A 25,882-nucleotide genomic window follows, 5' to 3' on the forward strand; every position below is an offset into this window, starting at 1 on the left:
AACACGGGGTAACCGTGGGAACACGAAAGTTGGGGTGTCGACGCCCGGCAAGCGCCTCTCGGCGGGTGGTCGCTCGCAGCGACGAATCAGATGCGGCCCGGGGCTGCCCAAGAGCGCCGACAGTCCCATTCAACCGCGATCCGGGCGCCGGTCTTCCGTGATCCGGCGTGACCTGCGCCACAGTCGCCCGATCTGTCTGGAAGAGTTAGTTTTCTTGACTAGTTCCAGAAAAGGGGCATACTCGAATCATGGACACCGAACCCCGCGACTGGCTGCGCCGGGCGAACCTGCGGGTGACCGCACCTCGCCTCGCGGTGCTGGAGACGGTCGCCGCGCATCCGCACTCGGATGCCGACCGGATCGCCGCCGCCGTGCGGAAATCGCTCGGCGCGGTCTCCACCCAGGCCGTCTACGACGTGCTGCGGGCCTGCGTGCGGGCCGGAATTCTGCGGCGCATCGAGCCGGCCGGCTCGGCGGCGCTGTACGAGACCAGGATCGGCGACAACCACCACCACCTGGTGTGCCGCGGCTGCGGCGCCGTCGCCGATGTGGACTGCGTGGCGGGCGCGGCCCCCTGCCTGCACCCGGACGACGCGCACGGCTTCGTCCTGGACGAGGCCGAGGTCGTCTTCTGGGGTCGCTGCGCCGCATGTGCCCGTTCAACCGACAGCCCGAGGAGGCTTCCGCTATGACCAAGCCGACCACGACCAACTCCGGTATCCCGGTCGAGAGCGACAACGAGTCGCTCACCGCGGGTACCCAGGGCCCGATTCTGCTGCACGACCACTACCTGATCGAGAAGCTCGCCCAGTTCAACCGGGAGCGGGTGCCGGAGCGGGTGGTGCACGCCAAGGGCGCGGGCGCCTACGGCGAACTGGTGGTGACCAGCGACGTCAGCCGCTACACCAAGGCGAAGCTGTTCCAGCCGGGTGCGCGCACCGAATCGCTGGTCCGGTTCTCCACCGTCGCCGGCGAGCAGGGCAGCCCGGACACCTGGCGCGACCCGCGCGGCTTCGCGGTGAAGTTCTACACCGAGGACGGCAACTACGACCTCGTCGGCAACAACACCCCGGTCTTCTTCATCAAGGACCCGATCAAGTTCCCCGACTTCATCCGCTCGCAGAAGCGGCTGCCGGGCAGCGGCCTGCGCGACCACCACATGCAGTGGGACTTCTGGACCCTGCGCCCGGAGTCGGCGCACCAGGTGACCTGGCTGATGGGCGACCGCGGCATCCCGAAGACCTACCGGCACATGGACGGCTTCGGCTCGCACACCTACCAGTGGATCAACGCCGCGGGCGAGCGCTTCTGGGTGAAATACCACTTCAAGACCGACCAGGGCATCGACTTCCTGACCCAGGACGAGGCCGACCGGCTGGCCGGCGCGGACGCCGACTACCACCGTCGCGACCTCTGGGACTCGATCGAGCGCGGCGACTTCCCGAGCTGGACGCTGCACGTGCAGGTGATGCCGGTGGCCGAGGCCGAGGCGTACCGCTTCAACCCGTTCGACCTGACCAAGGTCTGGTCGCAGCGCGACTACCCGCTGATCGAGGTCGGCAAGTGGACGCTGAACCGCAACCCGGGCAACTACTTCGTCGACATCGAGCAGGCCGCCTTCGAGCCGTCCAACACGGTGCCCGGCATCGGCTTCTCGCCGGACAAGATGCTGCTCGGCCGGGTCTTCGCCTACGCCGACGCGCACCGCTACCGGGTCGGCACCAACTACGCGCAGCTGCCGCCGAACCGGGCGCGCGCGGCCGAGGTGAACTCCTACTCCAAGGAGGGAGCCATGCGCTTCGACTACAACGACGCGAGCACCCCGGTCTACGCGCCGAACTCCTACGGCGGCCCGCACGCCGAGCCGGAGCGGGCGCCGGACGGCGGGATCTGGGAGTTCGACCCGACCATGGTCAGGGCCGGCTACATCCAGCACGCCGAGGACGGTGATTTCACCCAGGCAGGCACGCTGGTCCGCGAGGTGCTCTCCGACGAGCAGCGCGACCGGCTGGTCGGCAATATCGTCGGGCACGTGCTCGACGGCGTTCAGGAGCCGGTGCTGAGCCGGGTCTTCGAGTACTGGAAGAACGTCGACGCCGAGCTGGGCAAGCGGGTCGAGGGCGGCGTGCGCGCCGGGCTCGAGCAGGGCTGACCCGAACGACGACGAGGGCGGGCGGTGCCACCGGCACCGCCCGCCCTTTCGCATTCCGCGGGGGCCCGTCTAGAGCAGCCCCCACCAGTACAGAACGCAGGCGAGCACCCAGACGACCACGGTTTCCATCGCTTGCTCCACTCTTGTCGATGTCGCTGTCCTCCATCATTCCCCTCCGCGGCGTCCACCGTTACGGGGTCGCGAGAATTCCGGCATTTCCGGCCGCAAGGTCTTGTTAAGCCGCTCTAGAGCGGGGCGTCGCACAGTGGTTCCCGTACCGGATCGCTTCTGAGGGGTTGCGAAACGGGAACGAGGGGACGTCCGGCCGGACCGGTGCACGAGGGGTGATCGGTCCGGCCGGTTCGTCGGGGACTGATGTGCAGCAGGCTCTTCCGGATGCTGAAAGAGCCGGTGCCGCGGGAGGCGGCCGACCGGCCACTGCCGAAGGTAACCGTTGCCGCTACTGCCCGACCCGTCCCGATCGCACACGGACGGGCCGGTCCGCGGGAGGCCGGCCCACAGGGATCACCGTGCGGCGAGATAGGCCTTCCAGCCGCCGTGCTCGGTGATGTCCGTGCCTGCCACCGCCGCGTCGTAGCCGCAGCCGAAGCCGACCACACTGCGCCCGTCCGCGAGATCGACGCTGGTCAGCGCCATGGGAGCGGGCAGAGCGGCGAGGAAGGCGCCGAGCCCGGCCTGCGACACCAGGAACAGTTCGCCCGCGATCGGGGCGCCGAGCCCCGCTCCGTGCCGCACCAGCCCCGGCTTCGGCGGCACCGTGTCCAGCGCGGCCAGCCGGTAGGCGTCGGTGGTGGCGATCTCCCCGGCGAAGCGCGCGTGCAGCGCGGTGAGCTGGTGGTGCAGGGGCTGGCCGCGCAGGTGCGCGCCGAAGACCGCGAGCGGCACCGCCTCCGGGACGAGCAGCGGCGGCTCGTCCCCGGTGAGCAGCGCCGCGATGTCGACCGCGAGCTGGTCGGCGAAGGCGGGCACCACCGCCATGACGCCGAAGGGGAGCCCGGCCGCGGTCGGGACGCCAGGCACCGCGACCGCGGCCATGTCGAGCAGGTTGCAGAAGTTGGTGAAGGTGCCCATGCGCCGGTTCACCGAGAGCGGATCGGCCCCGATCGCGGCGATGGTCGGGTGCTCGGTCGTGGTCGGCAGCAGCAGCCCGGCGAAGCCGTCGAGCAGCGCGGCCGCCGCGGCCTTCGTGCGGGCCAGAGTGTCCAGGTCGGCGGCGAAGGCGGCGCCGCTCGGGGTGGCGGCGGCGCCGATGATGGCGGCGACGGTCGGGTCGACGCCTGCCGGGCCGGTCGCCAGGAACTCGCCGACCGCCGCGTACCGCTCGGCGACGATGGCGCCGTCGTAGAGCAGCCGCGCGGCGTCGAGCAGTGGCGCGATGTCGACCTCGGTCAGCTCCGCGCCGCGTTCGCGCAGCAGGTCGAGCGTGCGCTCGAAGGCGTCGCGGTACTCGGGGGAGAGCGTGGTGAGGTTCGGGCCGGTCGGCACCGCGATGTGCGGTGCGGCGGCCAGCGGGACGTCGGCGGGCCAGCTCCGGCTGCGCGGGTCGCGCGGCTCCGGACCTGCCATGACCCGGATGGCGGCGACCGCGAGCGGGAGTTCGGCGGCGAAGACGGTGACGGCGTCGAAGTCCGCGCAGGCGGGGAGCACGCCGTGCGCGGGCACGATGCCGAGCGTCGCCTTGACCCCGACGATGCCGTTCAGCGCGGCCGGCACCCGGCCGGAGCCCGCGGTGTCGGTGCCGATCCCGATATCGGCGATGCCGAGCGCCACCGCCACCGCGGAGCCGGAGCTCGAACCGCCGGAGACCAGTTCGGGGTGGTGCGCGTTGCGGACCGCGCCGTACGGGCTGCGGGTGCCGACCAGGCCGGTGGCGAACTGGTCCAGGTTGGTCTTGCCGAGCAGCACCGCGCCCGCCGCGGTCAGCCGTTCGATGGCGGCGGCGGTCTCGGCCGGGGTCCGGGCGAAGCCGGGGCAGGCGGCGGTGGTCGGCACCCCGGCCACGTCGATGTTGTCCTTCACCGCGACCAGCAGCCCGGCCAGCGGCAGCGCCTCCCCGGCGGCCAGCCTGGCCTGCACCGCGGCGGCGTCGGCGCTGACCTCGGCCTCGGGACGGAGCGCGATCCAGACCTCCGGCCGGTCCACCTCGGCGATCCGGCGGTAGGCGGCGCGCACCCGGTCGACCGGCGACGGGTGCAGGGCGGGTTCGTCGAGCAGGGCGGTCATAGCGGCTCCGATCAGGGGGTGCGGTCGGTGGCCAGCGACATCGCCGCGACGGCCTTGGTCACGCGGTCGAGGACGACGTCCAGCGATTCGCCGATGTGGGTGTGCAGCAGGCGATACGCCAGCGCGAGGTCGTCGGCGAGCACCGCGTCGAGGATGCCGAGGTGCTCGGCGATGGTGGTCTCGATCCGGTTGTTGACCATGAAGTCGTACATCCGCACGTGCCGGATCCGGGAGTTGACCTGCACCAGCGCGCGGACCAGCTCGGCGTTGCCCGACGCGGTCAGCAGCGTGACGTGGAACTCCTCGTCCCGGACGACGAACCCCGGCTGCTGCTCCGGCGGGTCGGCGCGGAGCTCGAGCCAGCGCTCGCGCTCGGCGCTCAGCAGTTCGCGGTCGTGCCGGACCGCCGGGTTGGTCATGGCGCGCTGGATGCCGCCGAGCTCCAGCGTGATGCGCAGCTCGTAGAGGTCGCGGATGAGCGGGATGCTCGGCCGCACCGGGCTGAAGCCGTACTCCGCGCGCTGCAGCAGCCCGTCCGAGCAGAGCACCGTCAGCGCCTCCCGGATCGGGGTCCGGGAGATGCCGAAGCGCGCGGAGAGCTTCGGCTCGGTGAGCCGCTCGCCGAAGGTGATGTCACCGTTCATGAGCTCGCTGCGCAGCGCCTCGTAGACAACGTCCCGCAGCGGGCGCCCCGCGGCGTCCGCGAGCGTGCTCAACCGTGTCGACATGGCTGTATACGCTATGGACGCCGTGTTTCGCCGGTGTGACGGCGCTGCGGCGGGGAGGTAAGCGGTTGCGCGTCCGGCCGGAGAATCCGCTCGCGTTTCCGCGCCGCGGCAGCGATTGTTTGCGTGTGCTTTCACCTGTACCGGAAAACGATATCCCCGCGCGGATGGCGGCGAACCTGGCCGAGCACGCGGCGCACCTGCACCGCGGGCTGCCGGGCGCCCGTGTCCTCGAAAACGGCGACGTGACCATCGCGGACAGCGGGCTGGCCGACGACACCTTCAATCAGATCGTGGGGTCCGCCGACGCCCGGCGCATCGAGGAGGTGGCGGCGCTGGTCCGCGCGACCGGGCGGCCGTTCTCCTGGTGGTCGCAGTCGGCGGAGCTCGGCGCCGCGCTGACCGCGGCGGGCTGGACCGCGACCGAGACCGAGACCGCCATGTGGGCCGAGCTCGGCGAGCTGCCGCCGATCCCGGATGTGCTCACGATTCGGCCGGTCCGGGAGCGGGGCGAGCTCGCCGACTACGCCGCGGTGCTCGCGGCCAACTGGGAGCCGCCCGCCGCGACGGTCCCGCGCTTCTACGACCAGGCCGCCGCGGCGGCGCTCGCACCGGATTGCCCGGCCCGCTACCTGGTCGGCTCCGTGGACGGTCGCGCGGTCTGCGCGGCCGAGGTCTTCCGGTTCGCCGGGGTCGCCGGCATCTACAACATCTGCACGCTCGCGGGGTATCGGCGACGTGGTTTCGGCGGCGCCATGACCCTGGCGGTGCTGCACGCCGCGCGCGAGAGCGGTTATCGCACCGCGGTTCTGCAGGCTTCGGCGGATGGCGAACCGGTGTACCGCAGGCTCGGATTCCGGGCCGCGGGGGAGTTCACCGAGTACGCACTCTAGACGTATCGCGGAATCTGTCTTACGTTCGATACATGTTGGTCGATAAGTCTCGTGCCGTGTTCCAGCCCTGCTCCAGCGCCACCTGGGCCGAGCCCTGGTCGATGTACCGGGCACTGCGCGAGCACGACCCGGTGCACCACGTGGACTCGGCCCGGCCGGAGCACGACTACTGGGTGCTCACCAGGCACGCCGATGTCCACGCGGCGGCGCGGGACACGGCCACCTTCTCCTCGGGGCAGGGGCTGACCATCGAGTACGGCGAGCTCGAGCAGATCGGGCTGACCGCGAATCCGCCGCTGGTCATGCAGGATCCGCCGCAGCACACCGAGTTCCGCAGCCTGGTCGCGCGCGGGTTCACGCCGCGGCGGGTGGAGGCGCTGGAGCCGATGGTGCGCGCCTTCGTCCGGGAGCGGCTGGAGCTGCTCGCCGACGGCGGCGACATCGTGCGCACGCTCTTCAAGCCGCTGCCGAGCATGGTGGTCGCCTACTACCTCGGCGTTCCGGAGGAGGACCGGGATCGCTTCGACGGCTGGACCGACGCCGTGGTCGCGGGCGGCATCTCCGGCAGCGAGCAGGCGCGCGCTGCCTCCATGGAGATGGTCGGGTACTTCGCCGAGCTCATCAAGCGCAGGCGCACCGACCCCGGCGACGACACCGTGTCGCTGCTGGTGCAGGCCGGGCTCGGCGCCACCGACGACGACGTCACCGGGCTGGTGCAGCTGCTCGCCTACACCTGGACCATGGTCGCCGGCGGCAACGACACCACCACCGGGCTGCTCGGCGGCGCGGTGCAGCTGCTGCACCGCAACCCCGTGCAGCGCGCGCGGCTGGTGCACGAGCCGGAGCTGATCCGCGGTGCCGTCGAGGAGTTCCTCCGGCTCACCGCGCCGGTGCAGGGGCTGGCGCGGACCACGACCCGCGACGTCGAGATCGCGGGCGTCACCATTCCGACGGGCCGTAAGGTGCTGCTGGTGTACGGCTCCGCGAATCGCGACGAACGGGTCTACGGCCCGGACGCCGCCGACCTCGACATCCACCGCAACCCGCAGCAGCTGATGACCTTCAGCCAGGGTCCGCACCACTGCCTCGGCGCCGCCGCCGCGCGCATGCAGGCGCGGGTCGCGCTGGAGGAGCTGCTCGCCCGCTACCCCGGCTTCGCCGTCGACCCGGACGGCGTCGAGTACGCCGACGGCCCGTACGTGCGGCGCCCGACCCGGGTGCCGTTCCGGAGTGCGGCGTGAGCGACTGGCTGGCCGCCCCGCGCACCGAACTCGCCGCCGACCGCATCCTGGACGGCGTACGCAGCCTCTTCCGCACGCGCGGCCGCGCCGGCGTCTCCGGGGTCGGGATGGCCGAGGTGGCCGCGGCGGCCGGCTGCTCCCGCGCCACCCTCTACCGCTACTTCCCGAACCGGCAGGCGCTCTTCGTCGCCTTCGCCGACCGGGAGGCGCAGCGGGTCGTCGCCCGGGTCTGGCGCGAGCGCGGCACCGTCACCGACCCGGCCGCCGCCCTGCTCGACACCCTCCTCGCGGTACTCGCCGCCGTGCGCGGCACCGAGTACCTGGCCGTCTGGTTCGAGCCGGTGAACGCGGGCGTCGTCGCCCAGCTGTCCGATTCCTCCCAGGCCGTCGAGGTACTCGCCAGCCAGTTCGTCGCGAGCCTGCGCCCCGACCTCGACCCCGCCGCCGCCCGCCGCCTCGGCCGCTGGCTGGTGCGCAGCGTGGTCTCGCTGCTCACCATGCCCGCCGAGCCCGACGAGGAGCGCGAACTCCTGCGCGCCTTCGTCATCCCGTTCCTGGCGGGTCTGGATGACTCCGACAGCAATCCTCTGTTCCGCAGCACCAGCGTATAGCCGGGTTTACGCCATCGAACGGTAGCGTTCTCCGCGTCGGTGAGAATTCGCGCTCTCGATGATCGGCGGGAAACCGGATGTCGAGAAGGCGGTATACGCGGCGGTGCGGGGCGACTGTGTCGACGAGCATGGAGCCTGGTGGGTCGGGGAGTTCGAGCGGGAGCTCACGGTGGTTTTCCCTGAACGGTCTCTCCGCGATGGCGAAGCTGCGCAGGGGCGCACTACGCAACTGGGTTTTCGATCAGCCCGATGAGGAGTCCACCTATCACCTTTTCGTTTACCTCAGGCTGGTGCCGAGGCCGGGATCACCCGCCTCGGCGGGCCGCATCGAATTCGCCGAGCCGAGGCCGGCTCGTGCTACGAGTTCACATCGGTCGAAGAACGATTCCTACCTGACCCGCTTGCGCACGTCGGCCGCGCAGGATCGGGAGCGAAGCGACGCGCAGAACGTCCGGACGATCATGCGGGGCACCTTCGCCTGAGCGAGCGGTCAGCGCTTGCGCGTATCGCGCCGCTCGATCGCCGCGCCGACGCCGTCGATGGCGCCGCGGATGAGGTCGCCGTACGGGTCGGGGCCGAGGGCGGGGGCGTGCTGCCTGGCGCGGGCGAGGTGTTCGGCGGCGGCGGGGAAGGAGCCGAGGCGGCGGTAGTCGTCGGCGAGGTTCAGGTGCAGGGAGGGGTAGAAGCCTGCGATGCGCAGGCTGTCGTGCTGCTCCCGGACGCGGTCGTCGGTGACGGTGTCGGCGGCGTCGATGGCGCGGACGTTCCAGGCGAGGGACTGGGCCGGGTCGTCGTAGAGGTCGGCCAGGTAGTGGGCGAGGGTGCAGCGGTGCAGCGGGTCACCTGCGGGGCCGATACCGGCCCAGAGGTCGAGGAGGGCGGCGCGGGCGGTGGCGGCGTCGCCGTCGCGGGCGGTGCCGACGGCGGTGAGGACGGCGGTCATGGTGGGGTCGGTCATGGGGTTCCGTTCCGTGGGTGGATGGGCATGGCGAGGGTGGTGAGGTCGCCGCGGTCGGCGGAGCGCAGGGTGATCGGCCGGGCGGGGCCGCGCAGGTCGAGCAGGAGATCGGGGCCGATCGCGGTGGCGACGGCCGGGTGCAGGATGGCGGGGTCGAAGTGCAGGGTGCACGGGGAGCCCGTGACGGTCGCGGGGAGCGCGGCGCCGCCGACGCGCAGCTCGCCGGAGGAGGTGGTGCCGCCGAGAGCGAGTTCGCCACCGGCGCATGGCGTGGCATCGGCGGGGGCGTGGACAGCGGGTGGCGCGGTGGCACCGGCGGCAGCGCGCAGTTCGATATCGCCGCCCCCGTGCTCTTCGAGCGCGCGGAGCACGGCCTCCCGCCCGACGGTCACCCTGGTCTCGACGGCGGAGAGAGCGGCGAGCATGCCCCGGTAGTCCGGGAAGTCCTCCGACCGAATGCGGCAGCTCTGCGCACCGAGCCGCAGGCGGTGCGCGGTGGCGCGCAGCGCGACCACCGGCGTCCGCCGGATCTCCGGCACCGCCGCGCGCAGATCGGCCCCGGCGATCGTCCCGGCCCAGCTCGAAGCGGGCGCCTCGGCCGGGGCCATGGTCCGGGTGGAGAGCCGGTACCGGTCGGTGGCGGTCAGAACGACCGCATCCGGCAGCGCCTCGACGAACACCCCGTCCAGCACCGGTAGCGCCGGGTCTACGCCGGTCGCCGCGAGCACCTGCTCGATCGCCGCCGCCAGCACCGAACCCCGCACCGCCCCGATGGACACCTCGGGTCCGGTGCCGAACGCCGCCTCCAGCTCGGCGGCGGTGCGCTCGGCCAGCACCGCATCCGCCGCCACCGCGGCCGCGTGCTCGCGGACCAGCCGAACCGCCTCCGCCGCGTCCCCGTCGAGTACCCGGAGCACCGGCGCCAGCGGCATCCCGATCTCGCGCAGCCTGCGTAGCACCCCGGCCCGCTCGACCTGTTCCGCGGCGTAGTACCGATACCCGGTCACCGAATCGACCTCGGCGGGCAGCAGCACCCCGGTATCGGCGTAGAAGCGCAACGCGCTGGCAGTGAGCCCGCTGCGGCGCGCGAATTCCCCGATCGGCATCAGTTCGTCAGGCACGCGGCCATCATGGAGCTTCGAGCGGGTCGAAGGTCAAGCGCGCAAAAAAAGGCCCTGATCTGTGTGGACAGATCAGGGCCTTCGTGTCTCAACCACACGAGTCGGGGTGACAGGATTTGAACCTGCGACCTCTTCGTCCCGAACGAAGCACGCTACCAAGCTGCGCCACACCCCGGGGAGGAGAACCTGAAGTAGCTTACAACAGGGGGCCTCCGGACGTTAAACCGGCAGGTCAGTCAGGGTTCGTAGGGTCGGATGGAGCTGAATACGCGCTTGGCCCCGGCGGCGTCGAGCGCCTGCGGGACGCCGGTGTCGGCGGCGATCACCATGACGAAGCTGCCGTTGGTGCTGGGGGCGGCCCAGGTATACACGGAGTACTCGGCGGCGCAGCCGGGTGCCGGCTGGGCGATCCGGCCCCTGGTCTCGACGAACATGCCCTGCTGGCCGCCGTCGAGGGAGCGCAGCGGCTCGGCGGGGGCGGCGGCGCCAGGGGCGGCGTAGGCGAGGCGGGCCGCCCGAGCGCCGACGGCGGTGGCCGCTGCGGCGGGGTCCGGGTCGTCGGCGACGGTGAGGAAGGAGACGGTGCGGGTGGAGCCGGGGCAGTAGTCGCGGCCGTCGGTGGCGTAGCCCTTGCCGGTGAGCGCATCGGGGGCGCGGCCGAACCCGGCCACGGTGTCGGGTGGGGCGATGTGCCAGCCCGCGGGGACGTCGTAGGCGGCGTCCCGGTCCGGTGCGGCGACCACCCGGTAGCCGGGAAGCACCGGCGGCGGCACCGCGACGCTGGCGGGTGCCTCGCTGGTGAGCGCGCTGACCAGCGAGGGGCCCTCCGCCGGGGCCTCCGAGGTGCGGGCGACGGCGACGGCGGTCGCGGCGGCCGCGAAGACGAGCACGACGGCACCCGCGGCGGGCAGGGTCCTGCTCTGGCCGCTCGGCCCGGCCCGGTACTCGGCGAGGAAGGCGTCGAAATCGTGCGCCGGCGGCACGGCGGGCCGCTCCGGATCACGCTCCCGCACGGCGGTGGCGTGCCACGAGCCGGATCCGTCCGAAAACGTCGATCCATCGACCGGCGCGAACCCGTTCACCGCACCGGATTCCGGCTGTGCCCCCGGTACTCCCTGCACCTGGCTGTCCGCCACTGTCCCGTCCCCCTGCCTGACGTTCGGCCTCGGGACGCGACCTTAGCGGGCGACGGCCTCCGAAGCCGAACGGCCGTAGCCGATCTCGGCCTGCTTGGGCGGCGCGGCGACCAGGGTGAGCAGCGTGGCCTCCGGACGGCAGCAGAAGCGGTACGGCGCCCACGGCGAGGTGCCGATGCCGGCCGAGACGTGCAGCTTGGTGTGCTCGCCCCAGCTGGACGGGCCCTTCACCCGCGACCGGTCGATGCCGCAATTGGTCACCAGCGCACCGAAACCGGGCACGCAGAGCTGGCCGCCGTGCGTGTGGCCTGCCAGTACCAGGTCGTAGCCGTCGTCGGCGAAGCGGTCCAGGACCCGGGGCTCGGGCGAGTGGGTGAGCCCGATGCGCAGGTCCGCCAACGGGTTCGGCGGGCCGGCGATGGTGTCGTAGCGATCGCGTTGCAGGTGCGGGTCGTCCACCCCCGCGGTGGCGATCCGGATGCCGCCGACCTCGAGGTCACGGCGCACGTGCGTGAGGTCGAGCCAGCCGCGCTCGTTGAACGCGGCGCGCAGGTCCTGCCAGGGCAGCGGCGCGCCGTAGGTGCGGCGGTGGTTCTTCTCGAAGTACTTGAGCGGGTTCTTCGGCACCGGCGCGAAGTAATCGTTGCTGCCGAACACGAAGAGCCCGGGGCGGGAGAGCAGGCTGCCGAGCGACTGCACGACGGCGGGCACCGCCCTCTGGTGCGACAGGTTGTCGCCGGTGTTCACCACCAGGTCCGGCTCCAGCCGGTCCAGGTCACGCAGCCACTGCTGCTTGAGCTTCTGGTTCGGCGTCATGTGCAGATCGCTGATGTGCAGGATCCGCAGCGACGACGACCCGGGCTGCAGCACCGGCATGGTCGTCTCCCTGAGCACGAAGGCGTTGCGCTCGACGAGGGAGGCGTAACCGATTCCGGCGACCGCGGCTCCCGCGGCCACCGTTGCGGCGCGTCCGACGGCGGAGGTCGTGATGACGGGCATTTGCCCAGCATAGGTGAGCCGGCTCGGTCCTGCCCCGTGTGTTCTCGCACAGCGGGTGCCACGAGCGCAAATGCGCTGGGAGCTCCGTGCGGAACGGGCTAGCGTGGGGGTATGTCGGAACTGAAGTCGCAGCTGCGGGCGGATCTCACCACCGCGCTGAAAGCCAAGGACACCCTGCGTCTCGGCACCGTCCGGATGCTGCTCGCCGCGATCCAGCACGCCGAGACGGCCGGCTCCGCCGCGCGCGAACTCTCCGACGCCGAAGTCATCTCCGTGCTGCAGAAGGAGGCGAAGAAGCGCGGCGAGGCGGCGGAGGTGTACGCCCAGAACGGCCGCGGCGAGCTCGCCGCCAACGAGCACGCCGAGGCCAGGATCATCGACGAGTACCTGCCGACGCAGCTCTCCGAGGCCGAGGTGGCGGATGTGGCCGACACGGCCATCGCGCAGGTCGCCGAGGAACTGGGCGAGCGGCCAGGCATGCGGCAGATGGGTCAGGTCATGAAGATCGCGACCGCCATCGCCGCGGGCAAGGCGGACGGCTCCCGGATCTCGGCCGCGGTCAAAGCCCGGCTCTGAGCACCCGGCCCCAGCCCGAGCCGGCTGAACCGCCGACTCCGGCGGCCGAGTTCTAGCGGGGGATCGGGATCGGGATCGGAATGGGCGGAAGCCGCAGCGGCGGCAACCCGGGAGCAACCGGAGCGGGGGCGGGTGCGGGCGCCGGGCTCGGTGCCTGCCGCTGGGTGCCGTCGCTCACGTAGATGGTGATCACCGACCCGGGGATGGCCGAACCGTTCGGCGCGGTTCCCATCACCGTCCCCTTCGGCGTCGCGCCGCCCTGCGTCACCGCCGTCACCTGGAAGCCTGCCCTGGTGAGCGCCGAGGTGGCATCGCCCTGGGACATGTTGCTGACGTCGGGCACCTGCGCCTGGTTCGACCCGCGCACGTACTTGTCGTCCAGCGGCGGAAGCGCGGGCGGCGGGTACTGCCCGAGCACCGGCTTGATGGCGTTGAACCAGGTGCGCGCGGGCTCGTTGCCGCCGAAGAGATCGCCGCTGCCGCAGTTGCGCAGCGGGAAGGAGCAGATCTCGCCCGGCGTCGGGCTGTCGCCGTAGACGTAGACCGCGGCGGCCAGCGAGTTGGTGAAGCCGAGGAAGCCGGAGGAGCGGTGGCTCTCGGTGGTGCCGGTCTTGCCGGAGGCGGGCGCGTTCCACCCGGTGGCCCGCGCCGAGCCGGCGGCGGTGCCCTCGGTGTCGTCCTTGCCCATGGCGTTCGCCAGGGTGTTCGCCAGCCCGGGCTCGACCACCTGCTCGCAGGCCTGCTGGGTGAGCGGCACCTGCTTGCCCTGGCGGTCGACGACCTCCCGGATCGGCGACGGCGGGCACCACCGGCCGCCGGAGGCCAGCGTCGCGGCGACATTCGAGAGCTCGAGCGGGTTGATCGGGACCGGGCCGAGGGTGAAGGAGCCCAGGTTCTGCTCCTTGACCATGTCGGCCAGGCTCTGGTTGCTGAAGCCGGAGGTGCCTGCCTCGGTGTAGGAGCGCAGCCCGAGCCGGACCGCCATGTCCACCGTCGGCGCCACCCCGACCGCCTGGATCAGCTTGACGAAGGTGGTGTTCGGCGAGGTCGCGAGCGCCTCGGTGACCGAGAGCGGCGACTTGTACCTGCCCGCGTTCTCCACGCAGTAGGTGGCCGCCGGGCAGCCGCGGGCGCCACCGTTGCCCATGCCCTTGGCCTCGAACCGGTTCGGCACGTCCAGCTGGGCATTGATGCCGAGCCCCTTCTCCATCGCGGCGGCGGTGGTGAAGAGCTTGAAGATCGAGCCGGCGCCGTCGCCGACCATGGAGTACGGCTGCGGCTGCACGGTCTCGTTGGCGTCCGGATCGAGGCCGTACCGCCTGCTGCTGGCCATGGCGACCACGTCGTGCGAGTTCTCGCCGGGCGCCACCACCGACATCACCTCGGCGATGTTCGCCAAATTGGGGTCGGCGGCGGCGCTGACCGCGTTGCGCACCGAGTCCTGTACGGCCGGGTCGAGCGTGGTGCGGATCAGGTACCCGCCCTTGTCCACCTGCTCCCGGCTGATGCCGGAGTTGGCCAGGTACTGCAGCGCGTAGTCGCAGAAGAAGCCGCGGTCGTTGGCGGCGATGCAGCCGCGCGGCAGCCCCTTCGGCTCGGGCAGCACGCCGAGCGGCTCGGTCTTGGCGGTGCGGAACTCGTCGGCCCGGCTCGGGATGTTCTGCACCATGGTGTCGAGGACGGTGTTGCGCCGCTGCAGCACGCCCTCCTTGTTGGTGTACGGGTTGAGCTTCGACGAGCTCTGCACCATGCCGGCGAGCATCGCCGATTGCGCGACGTTCAGGTCGGCGGCGTCCACGCCGAAGTAGGTCTGGGCCGCGTCCTGGATGCCGTAGGAGCTGTTGCCGAACGGAACCAGGTTCAGGTAGCGGGTGAGGATCTCGTCCTTGGTGAGCTCGCGGTCGAGCGTGAGCGCCATCCGGATCTCGCGGATCTTGCGCGCGGGGGTGGTCTCGATGGCCGCGCGCCGCTCGGCGTCGGTCTTGGCGACGACGAGCAGCTGGAAGTTCTTCACGTACTGCTGGTCCAGCGTGGATGCGCCCTGCTGCACCTCGCCGCTGGCGGAGTTGGTGAGGAACGCGCGCAGCGTGCCCTGCCAGTCGACGCCCTCGTGCTCGGCGAAGCGGCGGTCCTCGATCGAGACGATCGCGAGCTTCATGTTGTTGGAGATCTTGTCGCTCGGCACCTCGAACCGGCGCTGCTCGTACAGCCACGCGATCGGGTTGCCCGCGGTGTCGACCATGGTGGAGACGGCGGGGACGGTGCCCTCGACCAGCTCGGCGGACACGTTGTCGACGGCGTCGGCGGCGCGGTTCGAGACGAAGCCGAATCCACCGGCGAGCGGGAACAACAGCCCCGCGACGAGCACGGCGGCGAGCACGCAGCTGCCGGCCAGTTTCGCGAGTGTTCGTGTCATCGGCACGGCCCCAAGAGTACGGGGTGGGCACGACCCGCCTGCGAGGTGCGCACAGCGAAGGACACGCCGCCGGACGGCGCTGTCCGCTACCTATGGGCGTGTCGCCCGGTTTTCCCAGCGAGTCGGCCCGACCGGACGGTTCGAGACTTGCTTCCCAGGCACGGACGTACCAAAAAGGTTCGAGTGCGGTCTTGCGTTGCTTCCAACCTTTACCTAGATTGAGAACCCAGTGTGATAGAGCTAACACTCAAAGTGGAATGTGGTGCAGTGCGCAGCGGGGTCTGGGTTGCCGCGTACTGAACGCGATTCCGGAGCGCCGGTTCATACGGTGTTCGGACTGCAAAGGGGCACACCAAATGCATATGACAACCCCCATCGCTCGCTTGAACGTGGAGCAGGCCGAGGCGCGGATCGCCTGGGTCTCCGAGGCCCGATGCAAGGAAGTTGATCCCGACCAGCTCTTCGTTCGCGGTGCGGCGCAGCGCAAGGCGGCGACGATCTGCCGCCACTGCCCGGTGCTGATGCAGTGCGGGGCCGACGCGCTCGACAATCGGGTCGAGTTCGGGGTGTGGGGTGGCATGACCGAGCGGCAGCGGCGGGCGCTGCTCAAGCAGCACCCGGAGGTGACCTCCTGGGCCGACTTCTTCCAGGCCCAGCGGCAGCACCAGATCGCGATCTAGCCCAGGATCGCCCGACCGATCGGAATCCGAGCCCGCAGCCGCGGGCTCGGTCCGTGTTCAGGGGTGGATGTCGGCCGTGGGGCGGGGCCCGGCCAGCTGATCGCCCACCGCGCGCAGCGCGTTCAGATCGGAGACCTCGAAGGGCAGCGCCCGCACCGCGACGATCGGCACCCGCGGGTGCGCTCCGGTGAAGCGCTGCAGCAGGTGCTGCTCGCGCTTCGCGGTGGCCGCCCGCTGTGCGTGTATCTGCAGCACGGCGGCGGTGAGCGCCGTATCGTCGCCGATCTGCTCGGCCGCCGAGCGCGCGCGGTCGCCGGAGAGCCCGCTGAGCACCGGGTGCGTGCGGTTCAGCACCAGCCCGGCCAGCGGCATCTGCTCGGTGGAGAGCCGGTCGACGAAGAACGAGGCCTCGCGCAGCGCGTCCGGCTCGGCGGCGGCGACGACGAGGAAGTGCGTGCCGGGCCGGGCCAGCATGGCGAAGGTGCGGTTGGCCCGCTCCTGAAACCCGCCGAACATGGATTCCAGCGACTGCAGGAAGTTCGAGGCGTCCTTGAGCAGCTGCCCGCCGACGACCGTGGAGACGCCCTTGAGCGCCAGGCTCATGGCGCCGGTGACGAAGCGGCCGACGCCGCGCCCCGGGGCCATGATCACCCGGATCATCCGGCCGTTCAGGAAGGTGCCGAGCCGCTTGGGGGCGTCGAGGAAGTCGAGCGCGTTCCGCGAGGGCGGGGTGTCGACCACGACCAGATCCCAGTCCTTGCGGCTGGTCAGCTGCCCGAGCTTCTCCATCGCCATGTATTCCTGCGTTCCGCCGAAGGAGGAGGCGACGGTCTGGTAGATCGGGTTGGCGAAGATCTGCTGCGCCTTCTCCGGGCTGGTGTGCTCCAGCACCATCTCGTCGAAGGTGCGGCGCATGTTCAGCATCATGGCGTGCAGCTCGCCGGGCACCTCGGGGCCCAGCTGTACCCGCTGCGGGGCATTGTCCAGCTCCGCGACGCCGAGCGACTGGGCCAGCCTGCGCGCCGGGTCGATGGTCAGCACGACGACCCGGCGGCCGAGCTCGGCGGCGCGCAGCGCGATCGCGGCGGCCGTCGTGGTCTTGCCGACCCCGCCGGAGCCACAGCAGACGACGACGCGCGCGCTCGGGTCGGCCAGGATCGCGGCGACGTCGAGCCGGGACCCGGTGTTCGGCGTTGTCATCGGACCCCCTGCTCGCTGAGCTTCTCGGCCAGTTCGTACAGCCCGCCGAGATCGATGCCATCGGTCAGCGCGGGCAGGTAGAGCTGCGGCACGTCCACCTCGGCCAGCTCGGTGGCGCTGTTGTCCTGCGCGCGCAGCCGGGCCGCGTGCTCGACCGCCTCGGTGACCAGGCCGTCGAAATCCGCGTCCGGCAGGGTGATACCCGCGGCGGCCAGCCCGGAACGCAGCTCGTCCCGGTCCAGTTCGCCGTCGGCGACCGCGGCGCGCAGCTCGGTCGGCAGGTAGCCGCGGCCGGCCCGGTTCACGATGACGGTGCCGATGCGCAGGTCGTTGCCGGTGAGCTCGGCGACGGCGTCGGCGGTCTCCTGCACCGGCAGCGCCTCCAGCAGCGTCACCAGGTGGATCAGCGTCTCGTCCGAGTGCAGCAGCTTGGAGACACCCTCGGCCTGGGCCGCGATCGGGCCGCCGCGGGCGATCTCGGCCATCGCGGTGGTGACGTCGAGGAAGCTCGCGATCCGGCCGGTCGGCGGGGCGTCGACCACGATCTCGTCATAGACCCGTTCGCCGGTGCCGCGATCCACCCGGATCACGCACTCCTTGATCTTGCCGGTGAGGATGACGTCGCGCAGCCCGGGCGCGATGGTGGTGACGAACTCGATGGCGCCCATCCGGCGCATGGCCCGGCCGGCGAAGCCGAGGTTGTAGAACATCTCCAGGTACTCGAGGAAGGCGTGCTCGATATCGAGCGCGAGCGCCCACACCTCGCCGCCGCCGTCCGCGGTGGCGATCCTGGTCTCGGTCGGCGGCAGTGGCGGCAGGTCGAACAGCTGGGCGATCGACTGCCTGCTCTCCACCTCGACCAGCAGCACCCGGCGCCCGCCCCTGGCCAGCGCCAGTGCCAGCGCGGCGGCGACCGTCGACTTGCCGGTGCCGCCCTTGCCGGAGACGTAGTGCAGCCTGGCGCGGGTGGCCCGCTCCGGCCAGCCCGTCGTCGGCGCTGCTGATGCTGCTTCCACCCCAGCGAGCCTATAGGCCGAAAGACCGGTCCGTCCGTGTGATGCGCCACCGGCGGGTCGAATGGGTACAAGATGTCCCGATCGCGGACTTCCGATCAGCGGCGGAGCCATGTCTGCCCGCGTCGGCGGCGCCCCGTTACGCTCTGCGCATGAGCGAAATCACCCTGTGGGAGTACGCGACCGTGCCGCTGCTGACGCACGCGACCAAGCAGATCCTCGACCAGTGGGGCGCCGACGGCTGGGAGCTGGTGACGGTGCTGCCCGGCCCGACCGGCGAGCAGCACGTGGCCTACCTCAAGCGCGCGAAGTAGCCGTGGCAGCCGAATCCGTGACTCCCTGGCGGGAGAATCTGGCGAAGCTTGGTACCACGCTGCCGCCGGTCACCGCGCCGGTCGCCGCCTACGTGCCCGCGCTGCGCTCGGGCAGCCTGGTCTACACCTCCGGTCAGCTGCCGTTCGTGGACGGGAAGCTCGTGGCCGAGGGGAAGGTCGGCGCCGAGGTGACCGTCGAGGCGGCCGCCGAGGCGGCCCGGCTCTGCGCGCTGAACGCGCTGGCCGCGGTGCACGATCTGGTCGGGCTCGACGAGGTCGTGCGGATCGTGAAGGTCGTCGGCTTCGTCGCCTCCGCGCCCGGCTTCGGCGACCAGCCGGTGGTGATCAACGGCGCCTCGCAGTTCCTCGGCGCGGTGTTCGGCGACGCCGGGGCGCACGCGCGCTCCGCCGTCGGCGTCTCCGAGCTGCCCCGCAACACCCCGGTCGAGGTGGAGCTCATCGCCGAGGTCCGCTGAGGCGGTTCCGACCGAATCCCGAGTCCCAGGGGGAGTGCCATGACCCTGACCCATCCCGCTTACGGGCAGCTGCGCACGGTGACGCCGAACGCGTCGGTGCTGCTCGCCGACAACCCCGGCCAGATGACCCTGGACGGGACCAACACCTGGATCCTGAAGGCCCCGGAGAGCGCCGAGTACGTGGTGGTCGACCCGGGTCCGAAGGACAGGGCGCACGTCGACGCGATCGCCGAGGCCACCGGCGGCGCCATCGCGCTGACCCTGATCACGCACCACCACCACGACCACACCGGCGGCATCGACCGGCTGGTCGACCTGACCGGGACGGTGGTGCGCGCCAAGGACCCGACCTTCCTGCGCGGCACCGAGGCCGCGCTGGCCGACGGCGAGGTGATCGAGGCGGCCGGGCTCCGCATCGAGGTGCTCGGCACGCCGGGGCACACCACCGACTCGGTGAGCTTCGTGCTCGCCGACGGGGTGCTCTCCGGCGACACCGTGCTCGGCTTCGGGACGACGGTGCTGGAGAGCCGCCCCGGCGCGCTCGCCGACTACCTGGCCTCGCTGGACCGGCTGCTCGCCGCGGGCGACGGGCGGCCGCTGCTGCCCGCGCACGGGCCGGACCACCCCGATCTCGGCCCGGTGCTGCGCTACTACATCGAGCACCGGCACCAGCGGCTGGAGCAGGTGCGCGCCGCGCTCGCCGAACTGGGCGCGGATGCCGGGCCGATGGCGGTGGTGCGCAAGGTCTACGCGGACGTGGACAAGAAGCTGTGGCCGGCCGCCCGCAGCTCGGTGCAGGCCCAGCTGGACTACCTGCGCACGAACTGACGACACAGCACAGCGCGCCGTGCGGGGCTCCGCATCGGCGCGCTGTCTGCTGTGCTTGCCCGGATCAGCGGGCCCGGCGGGCCAGCCGCTCCGAGTCGGAGATAAGCACGCTCTTGCCCTCGAGCCGCAGCCAGCCGCGGTGCGCGAAATCGGCGAGCGCCTTGTTCACGGTCTCCCTGGAGGCGCCGACGAGCTGGGCGATCTCCTCCTGGGTGAGGTCGTGGGTGACCCGGAGGGCGCCCGCCTCCTGGGTGCCGAAGCGCTGCGCGAGCTGCAGCAGGGCCTTGGCGACGCGACCGGGGACGTCGGTGAAGATCAGGTCCGCCAGGTTGTTGTTGGTGCGCCGGAGGCGGCGGGCGAGCACCCGCAGCAACTGCTCGGCGATCTCCGGGCGCTGGTCGATCCAGGCCTTGAGCGCGTCGCGATCCATGGTGACGGCGCGGACCTCGGTGACCGTGGTCGCGGTCGAGGTGCGCGGGCCCGGATCGAAGATGGAGAGCTCGCCGAACATGTCGGAGGGGCCCATGATCGTCAGCAGGTTCTCCCGGCCGTCCGGCGAGCGGCGGCCGATCTTCACCTTGCCGGTCGTGATGATGTACAGCCGGTCGCCTGGCTCGCCCTCGTTGAAGATGATGTGCCCGCGCGGAAAGTCGACGGGCTGGAGTTGTTTGGCGAGGGCGGCCACCGCAGTGGGCTCGACGCCCTGGAAGATGCCTGCTCTGGCGAGGGCCTCGTCCACGAATGTGCTCCTTTGGGAAATGGCTTCCGTACCGGGACCGAATCGACCCGGCCACGAGCGGAGTCTACGCGGAGCGCGGCTCGGACAGTGACAGACACCACGTAAAGAGCGGATTGCGGGACGTCGATGGAACGAGTGATCGAAAGGCCGCGCGACCGGCTCACTCGGGCCGGACGCGGGGTGGGATGAGCTCAGCTCGCCCGGGCCACGTCGAGATCTTCGGTGCGCGAGCGGCGCTTGCGCATCCGCGCGACGGCGGCGGGGAGACCGAGCTTGGTCAGCTCGCTGACCTCGGCATTGCTTGCCTTGTCCAGGTACTGCTGGACCTCCTCGTCGGGTTCGACGAGTTTGCGGAGGCGGCTCTCGAACCGCTCCATGCCGAGTGCGAACAGCATCATCGCCACTGGGAAGAGCACCACAGCGAGTCCTTGCATGACGAGCAGTAAACACGGTCGAGGTCTCAGATGGAACACGGCGGGAGAACTGGCAGGGCAACAGTGTCGGGCGGTTCCGTATGGTGGACGCGTGCGTTCTCCCGCTTCCACCGCCGCCGCCGACGGTCCAGCCCGCGCTGCGGCAGGAGCGGCGTCGGCGCCCGGCGGCGGTGCCGCGCCGCGCCGCAAATCCAGGGCGCGACAGGCGGAAACACGGCTGGGCCTCGTACGGAGGGCGCGGCGGATGTATCGCACGCTGACTGTCGCATTTCCGGACGCGCACTGTGAACTGGATTTCCGGACACCGCTCGAATTGGCGGTGGCGACGATTCTTTCCGCCCAGTGCACGGACCAGAGAGTGAATCTCACCACTCCCGCGCTCTTCGCCAGATATCCCGACGCCCGCGCCTACGCGGAGGCCGATCGCGCCGAGCTCGAGGAGTTCATCCGGCCGACCGGTTTCTTCCGCAACAAGACGAGTTCGCTCATCGGGCTCGGGCAGGCGGTGCTGGAGCGACACGACGGCGAACTTCCGCACACCCTGAACGAATTGGTGCAATTGCCCGGAATCGGGCGTAAGACCGCGAATGTCATCCTCGGCAACGCCTTCGACGTTCCCGGCATCACCGTCGACACGCACTTCGGGCGGCTGGTGCGGCGCTGGGGCTGGACCGAGCTGGAGGATCCGGTCAAGGTCGAGCACGCGATCGGGGAGCTGATCGAGCGCAGAGAGTGGACCATGCTCTCGCACCGGGTGATCTTCCACGGCAGGCGCGTGTGCCATGCCCGCAAGCCCGCCTGCGGGGCCTGCCTGCTCGCCAAGGACTGCCCGTCCTACGGCGCCGGCCCGACCGATCCCGAGGTGGCCGCCAAGCTGGTGAAGGGGCCGGAGGCGCCGCACCTGCTCGAACTGGCCGGCCGGTGACGCGGTGGCCGGTCGCCGCCCGTCTCGCGCTCGTCGCGGTGATCGTCGCGGTGGCGGCGGTGGTCGCGCTCTGGCCGCGTAGCGCGGACTCGCCGGAGGCAGGGCGGCAGGCGCCTGCCGCGGCGGCGGTGTCGCCGGAGGTTCGGGCTGCCGCCGGGCTGACTCCGTGCCCCGCCGGCGGCGCCGATGTGGCCGGGAACGACAGCCCGCTCGCCGGGCTCGCCCTCACCTGCCTCGCCGATGGCAAACCCGTCGACCTGCGCGCCGCACTCGCGGGCAAACCCGCGCTGCTCAACCTCTGGGCCTACTGGTGCGCGCCCTGCGCGGAGGAACTGCCCCATCTGCAGGAGTACGCCGGGCGGGCGGGTGACAGGATGACCGTGCTGACCGTGCACAGCGACCCGGAGGAGGCGTACTCGCTCAGCCGGCTCACCGGTCTCGGCATCACGCTGCCCGGTGTGCTCGACCCCGGTGCCGCCCTGCGGAACGCGGTCGGCGCACCGGCGGTATTGCCGATCTCGGTGCTGCTGCGCGCGGACGGCACCGTGGCGGATGTCGTGGTGCGGAGCTTCACCGACACCGACGACATCGCGCGGACAGTCGCGGGCGAACTGGGAGTAGCGGTATGAGCGGGTCAGGCCCGAAGGCGGTAGCGAAGCGTAACCACGCAGGGCCCCCGGTCATGCCCGATGGACACGGTATGACACCGGGAATGGCCGGGTCGGCACGGGTTGTGCTGGTACAGGTGGTCCCATGAGCGTGCCCGCGTCCGGATCGCCGGACAACCAGGGTTTCATCGCGCCCGACCCGGACCCCGCCGCGGCGCCGGAGTGGCTGCGCGCCATCGCCGGCCCGCCCGCGCCCGACTCCGGCGACACCCTGAGCCTGGCCCGCACCCTGCGCCGCGCCATGACCATCACCGGCAAGCCGCGCCAGGCCGCCGTACTCGTGCTCTTCGCCGGCTCGCCCGAGCCGGACCCGGCCGCCCCCGGCGGCCTGCCCGCGGACGCCGACGTGCTGCTCACCCAGCGCGCCGCGACCATGCGGCAGCACCGCGGCCAGATCGCCTTCCCCGGCGGCGGCGTCGACCCCGGCGATTCCGGGCTGGTCCACACCGCGCTGCGCGAGGCCGAGGAGGAGACGGGGCTGGTCCCCTCCGGCGTCGCCCCGCTCGCCCTGCTGCCCGCGCTCTTCGTGCCGCCCTCGCGCTTCGACGTGACCCCGGTGGTCGCCTACTGGCGCGAGCCGAGCCCGGTCGGCGTTGTCGACCGCAGCGAGACCGAGCGGGTGGTCCGGGTGCCGATGGCCGAGCTGCTCGACCCGGCGAACCGGTTCCTGGTCCGCAGCGGGCTCGGTTACAAGAGCCCCGCTTTCCTGGTGGACAACATGCTGGTGTGGGGATTGACCGGCGGCATCCTGGCCGGGCTGATCAGCTCGGCGGGCTGGGAGCTGGAGTGGGACCGCTCCGACGTGCGCGACCTGGGGGCCGCGCTCGCCAGCGTGGGGATGGAGCTGTGAGTCCGTCGGGCTGGCTCGATCTGGCCGTTCTGCTGCTCGCGCTGCTCGCCGCCTCGTCCGGCTGGCGGCAGGGCGCGGTCTCCTCCGCGCTCGCCTTCCTCGGCGTCGTGCTCGGCGCGGTGGCTGGCATCCTGATCGCGCCGCACCTGCTGCTGCACGTGGACGAGGGAAAAGCGCGGGTGCTCGCAGGCGTACTGCTCATCGTGGTGCTGGTGATCGTCGGTGAGGTCGCGGGCATGGTGCTCGGCCGGGCCGCGCGCAGCGGGATGCACAACCCGGTCGCGCGCGGGGTGGACAGCGCGGTCGGCGCGGTGCTGCAGGCGGTCGCCGTGCTGGTGACGGCCTGGCTGCTGGCGCTGCCGCTGGCCACCTCGTCGCAGCCGGCCGTCGCGACCGCGATCAACGGCTCCCGGGTGCTCGCCGACGTGAACCAGGTCGCGCCGAATTGGCTGCGCAAGCTGCCCAACGAGTTCTCCCAGCTGCTCAACACCTCCGGCCTGCCCGACGTGATCGGCCCCTTCGGCCGCACCCCGATCGCGGCCGTCGAGCCGCCGGACGCCGGGGTGCTCGCCGGCCCGGTCGCGGCCTCGCTGCAGCAGAGCGTGCTCCGCATTCGCGGGGTGGCTCCGAGCTGCCAGCGGGCGCTGGAGGGGTCCGGGTTCGTGATCGCGCCGGAGCGGGTGATGACCAACGCGCACGTCGTCGCGGGCACCACCAGTGTCGCGGTGGACACGCCGCGCGGGCCGATCGACGCCGAGGTGGTGCTCTTCGACCCGTCCAAGGATGCCGCGGTGCTCCGGGTGCCAGGACTGCAGGCACCGGTGGTCCCGCAGGCCCCGAGCGCCGCGCGGCCGGGGGACAGCGCGATCGTGCTCGGCTATCCCGGTGGTGGGCCGTACACGGCCAGCGCGGCACGGGTCAGGGAGACGCTCGATCTCACCGGCCCGACCATCTACCGGAACGGCACGGTGGAGCGCGAGGTGTACACGGTGCGCGGGCAGGTGCGCGCGGGCAACTCCGGCGGGCCGCTGGTCGATGCCAGGGGGCAGGTGCTCGGCATCGTCTTCGGCGCCGCGGTGACCGACGACGACACCGGCTACGTGCTCACCCTGGACGAGGTCGCCGACGAGCTGGCCGCCGCGCCGACGGTGGCGAGCCCGGTCGACACCGGCGCCTGCGTCCTGAGCTAACCGAGCAACTTGGCCAGTTCGGCGGTGACGAACTCCGGGTTCTCCTGGTGCGCGTAGTGTCCGGCGCGCGGCACCGAGACCAGCCGCCGCTCGGGCGCGAGCGCGCGCCCGCGGTGGAAGGTGGCGGGCAGGATGTACGGGTCGTGCTCGCCGCGCAGCGCGAGCACCGGAATCCGGACCGGCTCGCGCATGGTCGCCATGAACCGCCGCCCGTCCGGCCGCCACTGGCTGCGGAAGGCCCAGCGCTGGTACTCCAGCGCGCAGTGCGCGGTGCCGGGGATCCGGATGGCGTTGCGCAGCCGCTCGGCGGTGTCGGCGAACTCCGGCCCCGCGGTGAACGCGGCGCCCGCGCGCGTGCGCAGCAGCCGCTCCGCCGTCGCGCCGTCGTCTTTGGTGAGCAGGTGCTCCGGGTAGCGCGGAATCTGGTAGCGCAGGAAGGCGGGCAGCCAGAGCCGCCGCTGCCTGCGGTCGCGCAGCACCGAGCGCTTGAGCGCGGCCGGGTGCGGCGACCCGACCAGCGCGATCGAGCGCACCAGCCGGGGGTGCAGCACCGCCGTCGTCCAGCAGCCGAGCCCGCCGTCGGCGTGTCCGACCAGGGTCGCGTCGGTGTGCCCGAGCGCGCGGATCAGCCCGGCGATATCGCCGGCGGTGGTCCAGCCGTCGTAGCCGCGCGGCGGCTTGTCGGAGTCGCCGTAGCCGCGCAGGTCGACCGCGATCGGGCGGTACCCGAGGTCGGCGAGCGCGGTCAGCTGATGCCGCCACGACCACCAGAAATCGGCGAAGCCGTGCAGCAGCAGCACCAGCGGGGCATCGACCCGCTCCGGCGCCGCCTCCACGATGTGCAGGCGGATGCCGTTGGCGCGGACGTCCCGGTGCGTCCACGGGCCCGCGTAGCGGACGCTGGACGGATCAGGGGGGAAGGTCGCCGACACGCCGAAAGCCTAGTCGGTCAGGAGCGGAGCGCCTTCGGCTCGTCGTGGCTCGCGCCGAGCCCGCCCGGCAGCACGGTCTTGGCCTGCTTCAGCGAGTCGATGGTCTTCTCCGGCGCCCGCAGCTTCTTCACCCGCAGATAGCCGAGCAGTGCGAGCACCGCCGTCGCCAGCACCATTACCAGGAAGACGATGAGGAAGGCGGCCCAGCGTGCCAGCCAGACATCGAGCAGCTCGCCGACGAAGAAGAAGAAGAAGAAGGTGCTGAACAGCAGCACGGTGAGCGCGAGGATGAAGAAGACGCTGCCCTGCAGCCCCTTCTTGACCTCCGCCGTCACCTCGGCCTTCGCGAGCTCGACCTCGGCGCGAACCAGCGTCGACATCTGCTCGGTGGCATCGCGCACCAGGCTGCCGAAGCTGGCCGAGCCGACCGGGTCGGCGTCGGAGAGCGGGATGGCGGTGACCGACCGGCCGCGCTGCGCGTCGTTTCCGTTACCGCCCTGTGTGAAGCTCACTTGGTCGACCCTTCTCCCTGTCCCGGCTCTCGCTGTACTCATACCCGCG

The 25,882-nt window shown here is 71.6% G+C and carries 28 protein-coding genes and 1 tRNA gene; 15 read left to right on the forward strand and 14 right to left on the reverse strand.

From position 1 onward, the window contains the following. Window positions 1–248: 248 nt before the first annotated feature. The gene (locus ACFO0B_RS18625; protein WP_378613722.1) at window positions 249–692 is read left to right on the forward strand and encodes a Fur family transcriptional regulator; all 444 of its coding nucleotides are present in this window, start codon (window positions 249–251) and stop codon (window positions 690–692) included. Next, window positions 689–2,152, forward strand: coding sequence for a catalase (locus tag ACFO0B_RS18630; protein WP_378613723.1), 1,464 nt, complete (start codon window positions 689–691; stop codon window positions 2,150–2,152). The genes ACFO0B_RS18625 and ACFO0B_RS18630 overlap by 4 nt, the downstream gene beginning before the upstream one ends. 525 nt (window positions 2,153–2,677) lie before the next feature. Here ACFO0B_RS18630 and atzF read toward each other — a convergent pair. Together atzF and ACFO0B_RS18640 are read right to left on the reverse strand one after the other, a co-directional pair. Further along, on the reverse strand, window positions 2,678–4,396 hold the full coding sequence (gene atzF, locus ACFO0B_RS18635) for an allophanate hydrolase (RefSeq protein ID WP_378613724.1): 1,719 nt from the start codon (window positions 4,394–4,396) through the stop codon (window positions 2,678–2,680). A gap of 11 nt (window positions 4,397–4,407) precedes the next feature. Beyond that, window positions 4,408–5,124 carry a GntR family transcriptional regulator gene (locus ACFO0B_RS18640; protein WP_378613725.1) on the reverse strand — a complete coding sequence of 239 codons (717 nt, stop codon included), beginning with the start codon at window positions 5,122–5,124 and terminating at the stop codon, window positions 4,408–4,410. A gap of 164 nt (window positions 5,125–5,288) precedes the next feature. Between ACFO0B_RS18640 and ACFO0B_RS18645 the strand changes: the two genes are divergently transcribed. The 4 genes from ACFO0B_RS18645 (at window position 5,289) to ACFO0B_RS18660 (ending at window position 8,348) form a co-directional block, all read left to right on the forward strand. Then, entirely contained in the window at window positions 5,289–6,014 is a 726-nt protein-coding gene (locus ACFO0B_RS18645; protein ID WP_378613726.1) for a GNAT family N-acetyltransferase, read from the forward strand. Between the two features lie 32 nt (window positions 6,015–6,046). Next, a complete protein-coding gene (locus tag ACFO0B_RS18650; RefSeq protein WP_378613727.1) occupies window positions 6,047–7,255 on the forward strand; it encodes a cytochrome P450 in 1,209 nt (402 codons plus the stop codon). Next, entirely contained in the window at window positions 7,252–7,866 is a 615-nt protein-coding gene (locus tag ACFO0B_RS18655; protein WP_378613728.1) for a TetR family transcriptional regulator, read from the forward strand. The genes ACFO0B_RS18650 and ACFO0B_RS18655 overlap by 4 nt, the downstream gene beginning before the upstream one ends. Window positions 7,867–8,063: 197 nt before the next feature. Further along, window positions 8,064–8,348, forward strand: a complete 285-nt coding sequence (locus tag ACFO0B_RS18660) for a hypothetical protein (protein WP_378613729.1) — start codon at window positions 8,064–8,066, stop codon at window positions 8,346–8,348. A gap of 8 nt (window positions 8,349–8,356) precedes the next feature. Here ACFO0B_RS18660 and ACFO0B_RS18665 read toward each other — a convergent pair whose 3' ends face one another. The 5 genes from ACFO0B_RS18665 to ACFO0B_RS18685 all read right to left on the reverse strand — a co-directional run bounded on the left by ACFO0B_RS18665 (window position 8,357) and on the right by ACFO0B_RS18685 (window position 12,080). Beyond that, window positions 8,357–8,824, reverse strand: a complete 468-nt coding sequence (locus ACFO0B_RS18665; RefSeq protein WP_378613730.1) for a hypothetical protein — start codon at window positions 8,822–8,824, stop codon at window positions 8,357–8,359. Further along, entirely contained in the window at window positions 8,821–9,945 is a 1,125-nt protein-coding gene (locus ACFO0B_RS18670; RefSeq protein ID WP_378613731.1) for a DNA polymerase III subunit beta family protein, read from the reverse strand. Before ACFO0B_RS18670 ends, ACFO0B_RS18665 begins: the two co-directional genes overlap by 4 nt. Before the next feature lie 101 nt (window positions 9,946–10,046). Next, a tRNA-Pro gene (locus ACFO0B_RS18675) sits at window positions 10,047–10,120 on the reverse strand. 61 nt (window positions 10,121–10,181) lie between these two features. Continuing rightward, a complete protein-coding gene (locus tag ACFO0B_RS18680; protein WP_378613732.1) occupies window positions 10,182–10,958 on the reverse strand; it encodes a hypothetical protein in 777 nt (258 codons plus the stop codon). Window positions 10,959–11,123: 165 nt separating this feature from the next. Then, window positions 11,124–12,080 carry a metallophosphoesterase gene (locus tag ACFO0B_RS18685; RefSeq protein WP_378613733.1) on the reverse strand — a complete coding sequence of 319 codons (957 nt, stop codon included), beginning with the start codon at window positions 12,078–12,080 and terminating at the stop codon, window positions 11,124–11,126. A gap of 111 nt (window positions 12,081–12,191) precedes the next feature. Here ACFO0B_RS18685 and ACFO0B_RS18690 point away from each other — a divergent pair, with 111 nt between their 5' ends. Then, a complete protein-coding gene (locus tag ACFO0B_RS18690) occupies window positions 12,192–12,656 on the forward strand; it encodes a GatB/YqeY domain-containing protein (protein WP_378613734.1) in 465 nt (154 codons plus the stop codon). Between the two features lie 52 nt (window positions 12,657–12,708). Here ACFO0B_RS18690 and ACFO0B_RS18695 read toward each other — a convergent pair whose 3' ends face one another. Continuing rightward, window positions 12,709–15,072: a penicillin-binding protein gene (locus tag ACFO0B_RS18695; protein ID WP_378613735.1), complete on the reverse strand. Its 2,364-nt coding sequence runs from the start codon at window positions 15,070–15,072 to the stop codon at window positions 12,709–12,711. A gap of 356 nt (window positions 15,073–15,428) precedes the next feature. Here ACFO0B_RS18695 and ACFO0B_RS18700 point away from each other — a divergent pair, with 356 nt between their 5' ends. Next, window positions 15,429–15,752: a WhiB family transcriptional regulator gene (locus tag ACFO0B_RS18700; protein ID WP_067648142.1), complete on the forward strand. Its 324-nt coding sequence runs from the start codon at window positions 15,429–15,431 to the stop codon at window positions 15,750–15,752. A 57-nt stretch (window positions 15,753–15,809) separates the two neighbouring features. Here ACFO0B_RS18700 and ACFO0B_RS18705 read toward each other — a convergent pair whose 3' ends face one another. Together ACFO0B_RS18705 and ACFO0B_RS18710 are read right to left on the reverse strand one after the other, a co-directional pair. Continuing rightward, window positions 15,810–16,952, reverse strand: coding sequence for an ArsA family ATPase (locus tag ACFO0B_RS18705; RefSeq protein WP_378613736.1), 1,143 nt, complete (start codon window positions 16,950–16,952; stop codon window positions 15,810–15,812). Then, the gene (locus tag ACFO0B_RS18710) at window positions 16,949–17,968 is read right to left on the reverse strand and encodes an ArsA-related P-loop ATPase (RefSeq protein WP_378613737.1); all 1,020 of its coding nucleotides are present in this window, start codon (window positions 17,966–17,968) and stop codon (window positions 16,949–16,951) included. The genes ACFO0B_RS18705 and ACFO0B_RS18710 overlap by 4 nt, the downstream gene beginning before the upstream one ends. Window positions 17,969–18,117: 149 nt before the next feature. On the opposite strand from ACFO0B_RS18710, the gene ACFO0B_RS18715 reads away from it, so the two are divergent. From ACFO0B_RS18715 to ACFO0B_RS18725, 3 genes are read left to right on the forward strand one after another with little or no spacing between them, the layout of a single operon-like run. Further along, entirely contained in the window at window positions 18,118–18,279 is a 162-nt protein-coding gene (locus ACFO0B_RS18715; RefSeq protein ID WP_378613738.1) for a hypothetical protein, read from the forward strand. Between the two features lie 2 nt (window positions 18,280–18,281). After that, window positions 18,282–18,755, forward strand: a complete 474-nt coding sequence (locus tag ACFO0B_RS18720; protein WP_378613739.1) for a RidA family protein — start codon at window positions 18,282–18,284, stop codon at window positions 18,753–18,755. 39 nt (window positions 18,756–18,794) lie between these two features. Next, complete coding sequence (locus ACFO0B_RS18725) at window positions 18,795–19,583, forward strand: MBL fold metallo-hydrolase (protein ID WP_378613740.1); 789 nt, start codon at window positions 18,795–18,797, stop codon at window positions 19,581–19,583. Between the two features lie 64 nt (window positions 19,584–19,647). On the opposite strand, the gene ACFO0B_RS18730 is transcribed toward ACFO0B_RS18725, so the two are convergent. Together ACFO0B_RS18730 and ACFO0B_RS18735 are read right to left on the reverse strand one after the other, a co-directional pair. After that, window positions 19,648–20,322, reverse strand: coding sequence for a Crp/Fnr family transcriptional regulator (locus tag ACFO0B_RS18730; RefSeq protein WP_067648128.1), 675 nt, complete (start codon window positions 20,320–20,322; stop codon window positions 19,648–19,650). A 191-nt stretch (window positions 20,323–20,513) separates the two neighbouring features. Then, a complete protein-coding gene (locus tag ACFO0B_RS18735) occupies window positions 20,514–20,741 on the reverse strand; it encodes a hypothetical protein (RefSeq protein WP_084505189.1) in 228 nt (75 codons plus the stop codon). Between the two features lie 232 nt (window positions 20,742–20,973). Between ACFO0B_RS18735 and nth the strand changes: the two genes are divergently transcribed. The 4 genes from nth (at window position 20,974) to ACFO0B_RS18755 (ending at window position 24,389) form a co-directional block, all read left to right on the forward strand. After that, on the forward strand, window positions 20,974–21,681 hold the full coding sequence (gene nth / locus ACFO0B_RS18740; RefSeq protein WP_378613859.1) for an endonuclease III: 708 nt from the start codon (window positions 20,974–20,976) through the stop codon (window positions 21,679–21,681). Further along, window positions 21,678–22,310, forward strand: coding sequence for a TlpA family protein disulfide reductase (locus tag ACFO0B_RS18745; RefSeq protein ID WP_378613741.1), 633 nt, complete (start codon window positions 21,678–21,680; stop codon window positions 22,308–22,310). The genes nth and ACFO0B_RS18745 overlap by 4 nt, the downstream gene beginning before the upstream one ends. 124 nt (window positions 22,311–22,434) lie before the next feature. Further along, complete coding sequence (locus tag ACFO0B_RS18750) at window positions 22,435–23,199, forward strand: NUDIX hydrolase (protein ID WP_378613742.1); 765 nt, start codon at window positions 22,435–22,437, stop codon at window positions 23,197–23,199. Then, window positions 23,196–24,389 carry a MarP family serine protease gene (locus ACFO0B_RS18755; RefSeq protein WP_378613743.1) on the forward strand — a complete coding sequence of 398 codons (1,194 nt, stop codon included), beginning with the start codon at window positions 23,196–23,198 and terminating at the stop codon, window positions 24,387–24,389. Before ACFO0B_RS18750 ends, ACFO0B_RS18755 begins: the two co-directional genes overlap by 4 nt. Here ACFO0B_RS18755 and ACFO0B_RS18760 read toward each other — a convergent pair. Next, entirely contained in the window at window positions 24,386–25,321 is a 936-nt protein-coding gene (locus ACFO0B_RS18760) for an alpha/beta fold hydrolase (protein ID WP_378613744.1), read from the reverse strand. The genes ACFO0B_RS18755 and ACFO0B_RS18760 overlap by 4 nt on opposite strands. 17 nt (window positions 25,322–25,338) lie before the next feature. Continuing rightward, window positions 25,339–25,833, reverse strand: a complete 495-nt coding sequence (locus ACFO0B_RS18765) for a phage holin family protein (RefSeq protein ID WP_378613745.1) — start codon at window positions 25,831–25,833, stop codon at window positions 25,339–25,341. Window positions 25,834–25,882: the final 49 nt, after the last annotated feature.

The sequence above is a fragment of the Nocardia jiangsuensis genome, from assembly GCF_042650385.1.
Lineage (GTDB): Bacteria > Actinomycetota > Actinomycetes > Mycobacteriales > Mycobacteriaceae > Nocardia > Nocardia jiangsuensis.